Consider the following 13,495-nt stretch of genomic DNA (forward strand, 5'->3'; position numbering starts at 1 on the left):
TTGCGCCAGTGCAGGAGGGTTAAGGACAAGTCTTACTCAAGCTAAGAAAATGAAAGCGGCGGGGTATAAAGCAGGGTATCCAGATATGACATTTCATGAGCCTAGAGGAATCTACCACGGTTTATTCATAGAAATGAAAAAACTGAAAGGTGGAGTAGTCAGCAAAGAACAAAAGGCTTGGATTAAGAAGCTCAAAGAAAGAGGGTACAAAGCAGAAGTAGCAAGAGGTTGTATGGAAGCGATAAGAATTTTGAAAGAGTATTTGAATGCCTAAATTGCCAATTGGAAGAAAACGACCATGGGTACCTGAGCGGAAAGCTCAAGGCAGAAGGACAGAGGAAACGAAATTCTATCAATCCTCAGCATGGAGAAGATTACGCAATGCATTTATTAAAGACAATCCTTTGTGTGTGGAATGCCATGCAAAAGGAATAGTTTCTCCAGCTAATGTTGTAGATCACATTGTTCCTATAAGAAAAGGGGGAGCTGAATTAAATATTAAAAATTTACAATCTTTGTGTTCCCCATGTCACAATAGAAAATCAGGACGTGAAGCGCACCAATGAACTAGGGAGGGGTACCTCAGATTGTTTAGAGCTTTGTCTCTGTAACCGCATCTGGAGTCTTTTATATGCGCGTGCAGAATGAAAAAGAAAAAGTTAAAATTAGGAAAGTACAAAATATAGAATAATATGCCTGGAAAACCCAAACCAACGCAAATGAAGGTGATTTCCGGCACTCTACAAAAATGCCGGACCAATAAGAAAGAACCCAAATTACCTACCGACTACAACCCTAGCCCACCGGAATGGCTGGATAAAAAAGGAAAGCTGGCCTTTCGGCAATTAGCCAAAGAGTTAGGCAATATGCAGGTTCTAACCACTGCCGATAGAAAAGCATTAGAATTGCTTTGTGATGCTTACAGCGAGTACAGGGAAGCAAGAAAGGCTGTAAAAGAACTTGGCTCCACCTACGAAAGCATTAACCAATCAGGGGGTGTAATGTATAGGGCAAGACCTGAGGTTGCTATTGCTTCTGATGCCTGGAAGCGGGTTCGATCAATGATGAGTGAGTTTGGCCTAACCCCTTCCTCCCGAAGCAAGGTAGCAGCAACAGGAGAAAAAGAGAAAGATCCCTTAGAGGCATTTTTGAACCAAGGAAGAGCGTAAATTTTTATTTTTATTATATTTGTATATACGAGTATGCGTATAATACATGACAGATAAACGAACGGCAAAACAATACATAGAGGATGTAATTTCAGGAAAAGAATTAGTGGGGCACCATGTACGTTGTGCGGTTGAAAGACACCTGACCGATCTTGAACAAGGTCAAAAAAGAGGTATATACTTTGATGAGGAGGCAGCCCAAAGGCCCATTGATTTTTTTCGCTTCCTCACCCACTCCAAGGGTGCTTTTGCTGGTAAACCCTTTGAACTGGCCCCTTTCCAAAAATTTTGTCTTTGGGTACTTTTTGGTTGGAAGAACGAAGATGGAACCAGGCGTTTCAAATATGCCTATAAGGAAATAGCCAGGAAAAACGGAAAAACAACCTTTGCCGCTGGTTTGGGCCTTTATATGTTGGTGGCAGATGGAGAGCAGGGAGCTGAAATTTACACGGCTGCAACCAAAAGAGATCAGGCAAAAATCTGTTTCAACGAGGCCAAAAGCATGGTCCAAAAAAGCAAGGGCCTTAAAAAATACATTACCGTTTATCAGCACAACATTCATATTCAGGCTAGCTCTTCCAAAATGGAGCCATTAAGCTCAGAGCACGATACCCTTGACGGACTTAATCCCCATTGTTCCATTGTAGATGAATACCACGCACACAAGACCGCCGAACTATACAATGTAATGAAATCGGCCATGGGAGCTCGTGAACAGCCTCTTCAATTCACCATTACCACCGCAGGATTTAACAAAGAGAGTCCATGTTACAAGCTTAGGAAAACCTGTATTGATATTCTGGAAGGTCGCAAACAGGATGATACATTGTTTGCCCTAATCTACACCTTAGATGAGGGTGACGACTGGACCGATCCAAAGAATTGGAATAAAGCTAATCCTAACCTTGGTGTTGCCCTTAAGGAAAAATACCTTAAGGACGAATGCAACCAAGCACAAAACAACTCTTCCGAAATCGTCAACTTCCTTACCAAAAACCTCAACATTTGGACCGATGCCTCTGAGGTTTGGATTAAGGATGATGATTGGATGAAAGGAAACATAGCAGTAGATCCAGAAGCACTCAAAGGGCGTGAATGTTTCGGCGGGCTTGACTTAGCCGTCACACGTGATATTACGGCTCTTATTCTCCTATTTCCTAACGAAGAAGAGGAAACTTTTGATATTCTTCCTTTCTTTTGGGTGCCCGCAGACAATGCCAGAGAGAGAGCCGAAAGGGACCAAGTAGATTATCCTACCTGGATAAGAGAAGGCTTTATTTTTGATACCCCCGGCAATGTCACTGATTACGGATTCATCAAACAAACTATATTAGATTTAGCTGAAAAATATCAAATCCGTTCAATTGCTTATGACCGATACAACGCTACACAATTAGTCTTAGAACTTACAGACGAAGGATTAGAAATGGCACCATTTGGTCAAGGTTTTGTGTCCATGTCTGCCCCTACCAAGGAACTTGAAAAACTAGCCATGCAAGGAAAACTCCAACATTCCGGTAACCCCGTGTTGCGTTGGATGTGCTCAAATGTAGAATTGAGAAGAGATCCAGCGGGGAATATAAAAATAGACAAAGCCAAATCCACGGAAAAAGTAGATGGTATGGTAGCGCTTGCCATGGCAATTGGGGAATATTTGACCTTATTCAGCGAAGAAACAGGCAGTATATACGATGACCCAAATGCATGGCAAAATATTTAACATTTTGTTGGTTATATATTTTAACTTTACTATATTTGTATATACGGTTAAGCGAGTTATATATTAGTGGGGAAATTATCACTTTTAAATTTTGAGTGGGGAGGTAAGGAGAAGCGTTCCGCCGGTAGTTCAACATTGAGCAATCCGGCGCAATGGCTTCTTAATCTTTTTGGAGCCCAATCCAAAGCTGGGGTATCTGTTACTCCCGAAAATTCCCTTACTTTTTCCGCTGTCTATGATGCAGGCCGTAACATTGCCGAAACCATTGGTTCTTTACCTCGCAATGTTTTCAAGAGACTAGACAGGGGCAAAGAAATTGCCAGAAACCACCATTTGCAATACATTATTCATACCCGTCCAAACCCTTATGTAAGCTCCTTAGAATTCAATGAGACTATAGTGGTTAGAGCTTTATACTGGGGTGCTGGGTATGCACGAATTTATAGGGATAGCAACCACAATCCACAGAAACTTATTTTACTTCATACAAATGAAGTAGAAGAAATTGAAAACAAAGGAAAACAATACTATAGACACAAAGGTGAAGTTATTGAATCGGAAAACATGCTTCACATCAATAACTTTTTCTCCTCTTTTGGCAACCGTAAGGGGATCATTCATTTTGCTAGAGAATCGTTAGGAATGGGATTAGCCTTACAAGATTATGGCTCTTCTTTTTTTGGAAATGGGGCCAATATCGGTGGAGTAATTGAAGTACCTCAAAAACTCAATACAGATTCAAGAGACAGAATTGAAAAAGTATTCAATAGAAAATTTCAGGGTAATGATGGAGCCCACAAAGTAGCATTTATTGATAATGGAATGAAGTTCCATAAAGTAGGCCTCTCTCCTACCGATGCACAGGCATTGGAAACCCGTCATTTTTCCATAGAGGAAGTTTGCAGGTGGTTCAACGTATCTCCCCACAGGCTAAAGCATTTAACACGATCTACCTATAATAACATAGAACATCAGGATATTGAATTTGTCAAATATACCCTTCGCCCATGGGCAAAACGTTTAGATCAGGAATACACCTATAAGCTTTTCAGTCAAAGAGAAAAGCCAAACCATTTTATTAAGACCAATCTAGACGGCTTGTTAAGAGGGGACATGAAAAGTCGAGCGGAGTTTTACCGCACTCTTTTTAACCTGGGAGCCATTAGCAGTAACGAAATACGAGAGCTTGAAAATATGAACCCTCAACCGGACGGGGACAAATACTATGTTCAGCTTAACATGAGCAACACTGAGCATATTGACAAAATCCAACTGAAAGAACTAGGAGGCAATGAGCAAGGAGAAGAAAGTTAATAGTGAAAAGGAAACCCGTTGTTTCCATAGCAGCATAGAGATAAGAGCCAAAGGAGAGGGAGAAGAAAGCCGAACCATAGAAGGATATGCCTTCAAATTTGATAAGTTAAGCAGAAACTTTGGATGGTTCCATGAAAAAATAGCCCGTTCCGCAATGAATAGTATCGACCTTTCCAAAGAAGATGTTGTGGCCCTATTCAATCATAAGGCGGATTTTGTATTAGCTAGGACAATTTCCAATACACTCACCTTAGAAGTCGACGACACAGGCCTCAAATACCGTTTTGAAGCCCCTAACACCACAATCGGTAATGACCTTTTGGAGATGGTTAAAAGGCAAGACATTCAACATTCTTCTTTTGCTTTTACTGTTTCAGAGGATAGTTGGGAAGAAGACGAGCAGCTAGGAGATATTCGGACTATTACCAAGTTCAAGCGTCTCTATGATGTCTCCCCCGTTACTCACCCAGCCTATTTGGATACGGAAGTTACAGCGGCAAAAAGATCATTCGAGCAGTTCAAAAACGAAAATAAGCCTAAGCCCCTGCATGGTGCAATAGAGGCACAATTAATAATTAACCAACGTAAATTCAACTAAGATGGCACGCAAAACATCTGGACAACTTAAAGAAGAAAGAGCAGAGAAGCTCCAGGCCATGCAGGATATGGCAAATAAAATCAAAGAGGAAAACAGAAACTTCACAGAGGAGGAGCAAACTAAATGGGATGCCCTTCAGGAAGAAGTGGACGAATTTGACACACAAATCCGACAGCAGGAGCAAATCGAAGCAATCGAAAGAAGAGCTGCCGGAGAAGCCTACCGAGAACAAACTTCTGAAAAAGAAAAAAGAGAAATCAAAAAATTCTCTTTCATGAAGGCTATTAGGGGTCAAATGAATGGGAATCTTGATGGTCTGGAAGCTGAAATGCATCAGGAAGCTGAAAGGGAGGCTCGAACAAGCGGAATGAATATACAAGGGGTCGGAGTGCCGTATATGGTGCTAAATAACGAGGCAGAAGAGAGCCGGGCCCTGAATGCGACCGGGGAAAGTGAAGATGGAAAGGTGACAATCGAAACTTCCTTGGGCAGCTATATTGAAGCCCTGAGAGCTCGCTTAATTACCCAGTCAATGGGAGCCAGAGTATTAACAGGCTTATCTGGAAATTTCGACCTACCAAAATCCACCGCTGTTTCAAAATCAGAATGGGCAGGAGAGAATACAGATGTAGTTGAGTCAAATCCAAAATTTGGCAGCATCTCTATGACTCCAAAACGATTGGGGACCTTCGTCACCCTTTCCAAACAGCTAATTACCCAATCCTCATTGGACGTGGAACGTATGGTAAGAGAAGATTTAGCCATGGCACAGGCTATTGCTTTGGATAAAGCTGCCATCACCGGAACAGGGTCAAACAACCAGCCAAAAGGGATTTTGAGTACCTCCGGAATTAAGGAAGTAGCAGGAGGAACCAACGGAGCGGCCCCTACTTGGAGCCACATTGTAGGTTTGGAAACAGCCATTGCAACAGAAAATGCCGACATGGGAAATCTAGGTTACCTGACTAACCCTCAGGTTAGAGGCAAATTGAAAACTACCGAAAGAGTAGCCAATTCAGGCCAGTTTATTTGGGGGGATAATAGCTCTCCCATCAACGGATACAGAGCCAGGGTAACCACACAAGTACCATCCGATCTTACTAAAGGAACAGGAACTGCCCTTTCAGCTCTTCTTTTTGGAAACTGGAATGACTTGGTAATCGCCCAATGGGGAGGACTGGATTTGGTGGTAGACCCTTACACCCTGGCTAAAAAAGGACAGATTCAAATTGTAATTGCATCCTTCCACGATATTGCCGTACGCCATGCTCAAAGCTTTGCAGTATTGAAAGATGCCAAAACCGCTTAGTGAAGCTGGAATGTGAGTGAGAGACCGGTCACTAGGCCGGCTTTCTTTCTATTAAAACGAGATAAGTTAGGTAAATGCCCACCATCCTAAAAACAGAAGCAACAACGGAGGTAGTAACCTTAGAGGAGGCAAAGGTACAATTGCGTTTGGGCACAGAGCCACACGAGGAGGATGACTTGATAAAGGGCTTTATCAAAACTGCCCAGGAAAGAGTACAAGAAAATACTAACCGCAGTTTGGCTCCTGCAACTTTTGTAAAGGTGATGGCTAGTTTTGAACAGCAGGAAATAGAACTCTCCTACCCTCCTGCTATTTCTGTGGTTTCTATTACTTATAAGGATGAAGAAGGCCAAGAGAAAATATTAGACCCAGAAGAATACGAATTAAATGAACTCTATTCTCCCGCTATACTTACACCGGTAGAGGATTGGCCAGTGACTAATAACAGTCCGCAGGCTGTGAAAATAGAATATGAGGCGGGTTATAAGGAGGAAAAATGTCCACAGCCATTAAAAGATGCTATGCTCTTAATTATTTCTCATTTGTACGAGAAAAGAGATGAGGCCGGCTACTTTCCAAGAGCAGCTGAGATATTAATGAACTTGTATGATTTGAGGGGGATATGATAGGCCTGCTAGACCGTAAAATAATAATCCAGGAGCGATTTCTTACCAAAGACAATTTTGGAGAAGCAATAGAAAGCTGGGAAGACAAGGCAACGGTTTGGGCTGAAAAAGAATATATAAATGGCAATGAAAAAGCAGGAGAACACCAAACTGTCTACCACGAACAGGTACAGTTCAAAATCAGATATTATTCTGGACTAACTACAAAGCACCGTTTAAAAGAAGGAGAACAACTTTTGGATATTTTAAACATCAAAGAAGAGGGAAGAAAAAAGTATTTGCTTATCAAAGCGCAAGCTAGGGACAATGAGTAGGGAACTAGAGTTAGAAGGAGCTAAAGAACTCTCTAAGGCTTTTGATGCCCTAGAGCATAAAACCACCTATAGAATATTAAGAAGGGCCATTAGGTTTGCTGCTACTCCCACAAAAAAAGCAATGTATCAGAAAGCACATGTTTCCGATAGATTAGCAGATTCGGTAGCAGTGGTTAATTCCCAAAAAGACAAGGGAGCCATTTTTATAGGCCCAAGAAAAGGCAGTGGGTATTTTGGTTATTTAGGGCCATTTTTTGAACAGGGAGGAAAAGAAAGATTTACGAAGGATGGAAAAAGCACAGGGGTAATGCCTAGATATGTTTTTGCTGAACCTTCCATTGACAACACAATAGATCAAGATACTCAGAGATTCAGTCAACGGCTAGGAGTAGTATTGGATAGGGAATTGGAAAAATTGAGAAGATGATCTTAGAGTTAGTCTTTAGTTTATTACGACCACATATTCCTGAACTTTACTGTGGTCATATCCCGCAAGGAACAAAGCCTCCTTTTGCTGTGATAAGCCAACGAACGGTAAGAACAGAGACTACAGCAAAATTAGTATCCTTAGCCGATGAAATTAGTCTCAGTGTTTGGATTGCTGCAACAAAAGTTTCCGAGCTTCAAGAAATTACCAAGCTAGTAAGAGATGTGATTACAGATAGTAAAGATGAAGGTTTAATCGCTGAGTTTGACAACGATATCTACAATTATAATCCGGAATCAAAGGTACATGAAATCACACAATTTTATAAAGTCATTGTAAAACGATAAATAAAAAGAAAAATGGAAAATACTGTTTTAGGCTTTGAATTAGGCGTAAAAATCGGATCTGATTTAGTTGCAGGGGCAAAGTCTCACACCTTAACTATGACGGCTGAATTAATTGAAACAGTTGCAAAAGAAGATGGTTTAGCGCCTTCAAACAGAGTGGGAAAAAAGCCATGGTCAGTATCAGTAGACGGATTGGTAACCAGTGCAGCCAATAATGGTTATGCTCAACTTTTAACAGCTTATCATTCCGATGACCCCGTCACCTTACTTATGGAGGGAAAAGATGAAGTGCCTGACCAGACAGGAAAAGCCAGGGTTACTAGTCTAGAAATTAGTGCTTCTGGTGGTGCAGCGGTAGCTACATTCTCTGCCACCTTTGAAGGGACTTCTACACTTGAAATTGTAACGGCATAATATGGTTCAAACAGTTACCATAGACGGCAAGAAATATCCTTGCCGTACTTCTTATAAAGCCATAAAACGCTTTCAAAATCATACAGGCAGAGCCATAACAGATTTTGGTAAGCACGTAGAGGATGTCATAATTCTTCTCTATTACTCTATTCAGGTAGGTTGTAAACTAGAAGATAAAAAGATGTCCATCACTTTGCAGCAAATAGAAGATGCTTTTGATGCAGATAATGTGGATATGGCAGCCTTTACAAATTCCTTAAAAAAAAAGTAGATACTAAAGAAGAGGAAAAAGAGAAAGGACCACCGCTTACAATTGAAGATTTGGCTGCTATTGCAATAGGGAGATTAGGTTTATCAGTTGGGCATTTTTATGATTTAACTCCAAATGAATTTACTGAAGCATTAAAACAATACTCAAAAAATTTAGAACATCAATATCGGGAAAATTGGGAAAGAACCCGTACCCAAACAGTGGCATTGCTTAATATCCATATAGATAAAAACAAACAAATCAAGGACCCAACAAAATTATGGAAATTCCCCTGGGATAAAACTACAACCTCAAAGGAGGTTCCGATAATGACACAGGAAAAACTTAAAGCATTCGAGAAAAGATGGCAGGAAAAGGGATTATAAGAACATTATCCTTAAAGATTACGGCCAATGCCGCTAAGTTTAAAAAGGAACTTGCAGCTGCCAGAACCCCTTTAGAAAGGTTTAAAATTGGCCTGAAGGGTATTGGAGGGATGATAAAAAGTGCCTTTGCTGTTTCAGCTATTGTAGCTGCTGTTACAGCAGTTGGACAATTTGCAGTTTCCATAGCAAAAGCAACTAACAAGGTTAAGAAGTTAACCGGTCTTACTGGGAAAGAACTTTATAAAGTAACAGGGCAAATTAAAGCCATATCAAAAACTTACAAAAAGGAATTTGATGAGGTGTTGATTTCTGCCAATGCCTTTGCGAAACAAATGAATATCTCCCAGGCTGAAGCCTTAGAACATATCAGAAATGGATTTGCGCAAGGGGCTGATGCTTCCGGAGAATTCCTAAATATGTTGAAAGAATACCCTGTATTTTTTAAGGAAGCTGGTTTGTCCGCCACACAGGCCATAAATGCCATGAGCCACAGTGTGAAATCTGGAGTATTCTCTGATAAAGGGCCAGATGCGATAAAAGAGGCTACTTTGTCAATCAGAGAAATGACAAAGGCATCCAGCGAAGCACTTGCAGGGATTGGAATAGATGGAGATGAGTTAAAGAGAAAAATTGATAGTGGGGCCATGTCGATGGGTGAAGCTATACAGTTGATCTCCAAAAAAATGGGCGAGCTTCCAAAGACGAGTGCAAAGGTAGGAGCTGTAATTGCTGATGTATTTAAAGGTGCAGGGGAAGATGCTGGTTATGAATTTATTACTAGTCTTTCCGTTGGCTTATCCGAAACCAAGCGGCCAATTGATGCAGCCGCAAAAGCACAAGATGAATTAGTCAAATCCTCTGCAAGACTGGAAACGGCATGGTCTAATATGTTTGCCGGTTCTGCTATAGCATGGACTGAGTTTATTACTGGGGCTAAGAATGCTTTAGCTAAGCTAATAGAGATTAACACTTTGGTAGCCAGTTCGAATAAACTAGAAACATTTAAAGATGCTAGTAGCTCTATCCCTTCATTGATAAGTGAAATAGAAACACTAGAGGAAAAGCTAAAAAACCTAACTAAGGGTAGCGATGAATATAAACAGACGATAGAGGCTATTTTAGCCATTGCACCAAAGGCAGTAGAGTTAGATGATAATGGTTTGACTGTAAATCTTAAGAACCTGCAAAACTATAAAGCAGAACTAACCGAAGGTTTAACAGGATTAAAAGCTGACTCTCTAAAAGAACAGGAAAAAGGGTTAGCGGCAATCAATAACCAATTAAGAATAGTTAAAGCCCAGTTAAATGCAAGGAACAGTTCTGGTGAACTGGTTGAGCTTATAGATAATACTAAAAATAGGTCAGGGAGTTTAGATAGAGGCGGGAGAGCTGATGACAAATACGCCTCAAAACTAATAACAAAGTATAAAGAACTGCTAAGACTCAAGGAGCAATTTGAGAAAAACAAGGAATTGCTAGTAAACCCTCCCCCCCCTCCGCCACCAACTGAAGTTAAGAAAAGAGCTTATAACTCTGTTTCTAGCATTGAAGGCAAAGGCTTAGAAGAAAGTGGCCTAAAAAAAGTAGCTGAAAGTCTTCATAAATCTGCTGGAAGTATTGAAGAGGCAAAGAAAAGGGCAAACCTAGCCTTAGAAGAGTTAGGTTCAAGTATCTCCAATCAACTGACCAATTTTGCAGCCCTTGACCCAAAGCAAGCTTTTGAAAAATTATCCTCTATGAAAGAGGAAATAGATAATCTCCAGGGAACAATTGATAATGGTGGTTTAGAAGGACAATTCCTAACGGATGCTATCAATAAGGTAGATGAACTACGCGCCATGTATGAGCTTCTACATGAAAGTCGAAAAGCTCAAATGGAAGAAATGGCCGTCCTTAAAGAACAGGAAAATATTGAATTACAGAAAACACAAGAACTAGGCCTACAGGCCGCGGATGCTTTTACAGATGTAGCTGCCTCTTCCATTTTGGCGGGAAAGTCAATTACACAATCCTTTAAAGAAGCAGCTTTAGGAATGATCAAGCAAATAGGGCTTGTCATTGCCAAGGCATTAATTTTAGCGGCTATTATTACCGCTATTCCTGGGTTAGGCACAGCTTTAGAAGCTATGGGAACAATTAAAGAAGGGGTATCTAGCGGAGGGTTTGGAAATGTCTTTGGGGCACTTTTAGGGAAATCCCATGCTATGGGGACCTCTTTTACAGCAGGCGGCTTAACCTTAGTTGGAGAAACGGGACCAGAGTTATTAGATATTCCTAGGGGATCGACAATAAGTTCTCCCCTTCAAACTGCTCAACTGTTTGGACAGAAAACGCCTGTTATAAATAATATTAGTGTGTTAATTGATGATGACGCAATACATGCGGCAAATGCTAGAAGAGCAGATAATTTAAATTATATGTAATAACCTTTTTTGGAGTCCAAATTATTTGATTAACCGATTATACGGATAACAAATGAAATTTACAGGGAACTATAAATCATATACCGGTAGCACCTTAGACCTTACCATTCAATCCCCTACAGAGGATAAAACTAAAACCATTGAGTTTGATAGTGGAGGTATATTGGTGGAACGTGCTTATAAGGATAAATTTCATGCGCCAATCTGGGGAATGAGTGCCAACCTAAAATTATTGTCTCCATCTAATTTTTATTATGGTGATTTATTTGCCAATGCTCATCGTGAATACTCTGTTGATGTAAAGGAAGATAACGCCAAATTATTAGAGGGATGGTTAATATCTGAAAGATACAAAGAATCCTTCGCTAAGGATAGAAATTATCCGGCTACCTTTTCCGCTAATGACGGATTAGGCACATTAGACCGTGCCGTTAACACCTACTTTGCCAGTAATAAGCTACATGACATTATTTATACAATTTTGTTGCAGACAGGAAAGGACCTCCCGATTAATTACGGTGTAAATCTCTTCTGGCAGGGAGATGTAACGGGTTTGGGCCAATCTCCATTTCTAACAACCTACCAGAATACGGCCGTATTTGCTGACAAGAATTGTAAGGAAATACTAGAATCTATCCTTCACAATTTCGGTGCTAGGATTTTTCAATATGATGGGGAATGGTGGATATATAGAGTTGTCGAATATGCTGACGCTAACACCAAATTTGTACGGTTAATTACACAGCCAGATTTTTCATATAGTAAGTCCTATTACGAATTGAACCTCAATTATGTAATTGGAAAAGATAGGGACGTAAAATTTATTGGGGCAAATCAACAACTGGAAGTAGCAAGGCCGTTAGAGCTTCAAGAGATTGAATTTGACACACACCGAATTGAGGAACTAGCACCTGGGGGAAAGATAGAAGATATTGAGTTTATAGGCCTTGAACCGGTTATTAAAGAATGGTATGGTGGGGGAAATATTGTAAGAGATGAAAATAATGGAGATTACATTGAAGTACCAACCGCACTTATTCCACTGAACTACAAAACTATTGTAGGAAAAGAGGGAACAGGTCAAATGAAGTTTGAAATCTCTTTGGATGTCTATGGTATCTACTCTTTTTATGTTGAGGTCACAAATCTTTCTACAGGAATAAAATATTATCTAGGCACTAACCTTGGCGCAGATTTGGTAAGTGGAGTTTACGCAGTATACAACAATTATAACAGTATGTTGCTAGATACTTCAGCTTATGATGATGGACAAGGGGTCGTGGTTCAACTATCAGAATTAGATATTGGATATGACCACGACAGAATAAATGAATGGTACACTTTAAACCTGACTTTTGGGCCCTACTGGGCTGATTTTGCAGGTGGAGATTATGAAATCACTATTAGAATTGATAAGATTTTTGGTATACATAGTGATCCTGAAAACGCACGTGTTAAAAACCTTTCGATAAAGTGCGATCAAGATCTCCCAGAACCGGTAACAATTCACGGTGGTACAATAAATGACCACTATGTAAATAAGGGGAAAACAATTAAAATATTTACGGGTGATGTCGCAAGTCTAGCTAATTACGAAACAGGGTATTCTAAGAATAGTGAACTTACCCAGCCAACGGATAACTGGGTGTATCCAGGAAGGGCCGTAATGCCTATAATAGATCATCTGTTTTTGAATATTTTCAATAATTCAGTCAACAAGCAGATGATAGTTAAGGGCACGGTTAAAGGGAAAATTGATCCACGGGCCACTTATACCTTTGACAATTCAAGCGGACTATATGATCCCGTTGCCAATAAGAAATTCCTACTAACAGAAATTAAGCATACCACCAAACTTGGAACGTATAATGTGACTTTTGAAGAAATTAATAATAATGATGAGGGGGAGATAGTATATGTTTGAAGTTAAGAGGACAAAACGATACACTTCTAATTCACAAGGAAATAGTTCTTCTAGTAGCTCAAGTGGTCCAATTGGACTTACGGGATTTGGGACCGAAAACACTTTCCCCATTTTCAAAGGCTCACGGCAATTAGTTGATTCCGGCATGAAGCTCAACGAAGCTGGAGAGGTGGAGTTTGCGGGGGCTTTCAGGGGTACTAATTTCATTACGATTGGCTCTGATGATGGAACAGGGGACATTCCTGTAGGAGGGTCAGGAACTTGGGGTTTGATA

The 13,495-nt window shown here is 40.4% G+C and carries 17 protein-coding genes; all 17 read left to right on the plus strand.

Features of this window, described 5'->3' with window-relative positions; translation table 11 throughout:
- A partial coding sequence (locus E1171_RS18565) for a VRR-NUC domain-containing protein (RefSeq protein WP_187696533.1) occupies positions 1-274 on the plus strand: 274 nt, incomplete at its 5' end.
- A complete protein-coding gene (locus tag E1171_RS18570) occupies positions 267-566 on the plus strand; it encodes an HNH endonuclease (protein WP_155207558.1) in 300 nt (99 codons plus the stop codon). The genes E1171_RS18565 and E1171_RS18570, both read left to right, overlap by 8 nt.
- Before the next feature lie 126 nt (positions 567-692).
- The gene (locus E1171_RS18575; RefSeq protein WP_155207559.1) at positions 693-1,169 is read left to right on the plus strand and encodes a phage terminase small subunit P27 family; all 477 of its coding nucleotides are present in this window, start codon (positions 693-695) and stop codon (positions 1,167-1,169) included.
- 46 nt (positions 1,170-1,215) lie between these two features.
- A complete protein-coding gene (locus tag E1171_RS18580; protein WP_155207560.1) occupies positions 1,216-2,889 on the plus strand; it encodes a terminase large subunit in 1,674 nt (557 codons plus the stop codon).
- A gap of 66 nt (positions 2,890-2,955) precedes the next feature.
- Entirely contained in the window at positions 2,956-4,203 is a 1,248-nt protein-coding gene (locus E1171_RS18585) for a phage portal protein (RefSeq protein ID WP_155207561.1), read from the plus strand.
- Positions 4,181-4,801 (plus strand): HK97 family phage prohead protease, encoded by a 621-nt coding sequence (locus E1171_RS18590; RefSeq protein ID WP_155207562.1) that lies wholly within the window; start codon positions 4,181-4,183, stop codon positions 4,799-4,801. Before E1171_RS18585 ends, E1171_RS18590 begins: the two co-directional genes overlap by 23 nt.
- 1 nt (position 4,802) lies before the next feature.
- Complete coding sequence (locus E1171_RS18595; protein ID WP_155207563.1) at positions 4,803-6,110, plus strand: phage major capsid protein; 1,308 nt, start codon at positions 4,803-4,805, stop codon at positions 6,108-6,110.
- A gap of 74 nt (positions 6,111-6,184) precedes the next feature.
- Positions 6,185-6,736, plus strand: a complete 552-nt coding sequence (locus E1171_RS18600) for a head-tail connector protein (RefSeq protein WP_155207564.1) — start codon at positions 6,185-6,187, stop codon at positions 6,734-6,736.
- The gene (locus E1171_RS18605; protein WP_155207565.1) at positions 6,733-7,050 is read left to right on the plus strand and encodes a phage head closure protein; all 318 of its coding nucleotides are present in this window, start codon (positions 6,733-6,735) and stop codon (positions 7,048-7,050) included. Before E1171_RS18600 ends, E1171_RS18605 begins: the two co-directional genes overlap by 4 nt.
- Complete coding sequence (locus tag E1171_RS18610; RefSeq protein WP_155207566.1) at positions 7,043-7,477, plus strand: hypothetical protein; 435 nt, start codon at positions 7,043-7,045, stop codon at positions 7,475-7,477. The genes E1171_RS18605 and E1171_RS18610 overlap by 8 nt, the downstream gene beginning before the upstream one ends.
- A complete protein-coding gene (gene gp17 / locus E1171_RS18615) occupies positions 7,474-7,824 on the plus strand; it encodes a tail completion protein gp17 (RefSeq protein ID WP_155207567.1) in 351 nt (116 codons plus the stop codon). The genes E1171_RS18610 and gp17 overlap by 4 nt, the downstream gene beginning before the upstream one ends.
- A gap of 12 nt (positions 7,825-7,836) precedes the next feature.
- Positions 7,837-8,238, plus strand: coding sequence for a phage tail tube protein (locus tag E1171_RS18620; RefSeq protein WP_155207568.1), 402 nt, complete (start codon positions 7,837-7,839; stop codon positions 8,236-8,238).
- A 1-nt stretch (position 8,239) separates the two neighbouring features.
- Positions 8,240-8,509, plus strand: a complete 270-nt coding sequence (locus E1171_RS18625) for a hypothetical protein (protein WP_155207569.1) — start codon at positions 8,240-8,242, stop codon at positions 8,507-8,509.
- A 50-nt stretch (positions 8,510-8,559) separates the two neighbouring features.
- Positions 8,560-8,874: a hypothetical protein gene (locus tag E1171_RS18630; protein WP_155207570.1), complete on the plus strand. Its 315-nt coding sequence runs from the start codon at positions 8,560-8,562 to the stop codon at positions 8,872-8,874.
- The gene (locus E1171_RS18635) at positions 8,853-11,297 is read left to right on the plus strand and encodes a phage tail tape measure protein (RefSeq protein WP_155207571.1); all 2,445 of its coding nucleotides are present in this window, start codon (positions 8,853-8,855) and stop codon (positions 11,295-11,297) included. Before E1171_RS18630 ends, E1171_RS18635 begins: the two co-directional genes overlap by 22 nt.
- A gap of 52 nt (positions 11,298-11,349) precedes the next feature.
- On the plus strand, positions 11,350-13,221 hold the full coding sequence (locus tag E1171_RS18640; protein WP_155207572.1) for a hypothetical protein: 1,872 nt from the start codon (positions 11,350-11,352) through the stop codon (positions 13,219-13,221).
- A partial coding sequence (locus tag E1171_RS18645; RefSeq protein ID WP_155207573.1) for a hypothetical protein occupies positions 13,214-13,495 on the plus strand: 282 nt, incomplete at its 3' end. The genes E1171_RS18640 and E1171_RS18645, both read left to right, overlap by 8 nt.

The organism is Xanthovirga aplysinae (assembly GCF_009711365.1).
GTDB classification, from domain to species: Bacteria; Bacteroidota; Bacteroidia; order Cytophagales; family Cyclobacteriaceae; genus Xanthovirga; species Xanthovirga aplysinae.

Bases quoted from the DNA above. Each gene is read 5' to 3' on its own strand.
- E1171_RS18635 (WP_155207571.1), top strand. From the start codon at position 8,853: ATGGCAGGAAAAGGGATTATAAGAACATTATCCTTAAAGATTACGGCC.
- E1171_RS18570 (WP_155207558.1), top strand. From the start codon at position 267: ATGCCTAAATTGCCAATTGGAAGAAAACGACCATGGGTACCTGAGCGG.
- E1171_RS18620 (WP_155207568.1), top strand. From the start codon at position 7,837: ATGGAAAATACTGTTTTAGGCTTTGAATTAGGCGTAAAAATCGGATCT.
- E1171_RS18575 (WP_155207559.1), top strand. From the start codon at position 693: ATGCCTGGAAAACCCAAACCAACGCAAATGAAGGTGATTTCCGGCACT.
- E1171_RS18605 (WP_155207565.1), top strand. From the start codon at position 6,733: ATGATAGGCCTGCTAGACCGTAAAATAATAATCCAGGAGCGATTTCTT.
- E1171_RS18580 (WP_155207560.1), top strand. From the start codon at position 1,216: ATGACAGATAAACGAACGGCAAAACAATACATAGAGGATGTAATTTCA.
- E1171_RS18600 (WP_155207564.1), top strand. From the start codon at position 6,185: ATGCCCACCATCCTAAAAACAGAAGCAACAACGGAGGTAGTAACCTTA.
- gp17 (WP_155207567.1), top strand. From the start codon at position 7,474: ATGATCTTAGAGTTAGTCTTTAGTTTATTACGACCACATATTCCTGAA.
- E1171_RS18590 (WP_155207562.1), top strand. From the start codon at position 4,181: ATGAGCAAGGAGAAGAAAGTTAATAGTGAAAAGGAAACCCGTTGTTTC.
- E1171_RS18640 (WP_155207572.1), top strand. From the start codon at position 11,350: ATGAAATTTACAGGGAACTATAAATCATATACCGGTAGCACCTTAGAC.
- E1171_RS18625 (WP_155207569.1), top strand. From the start codon at position 8,240: ATGGTTCAAACAGTTACCATAGACGGCAAGAAATATCCTTGCCGTACT.
- E1171_RS18610 (WP_155207566.1), top strand. From the start codon at position 7,043: ATGAGTAGGGAACTAGAGTTAGAAGGAGCTAAAGAACTCTCTAAGGCT.
- E1171_RS18595 (WP_155207563.1), top strand. From the start codon at position 4,803: ATGGCACGCAAAACATCTGGACAACTTAAAGAAGAAAGAGCAGAGAAG.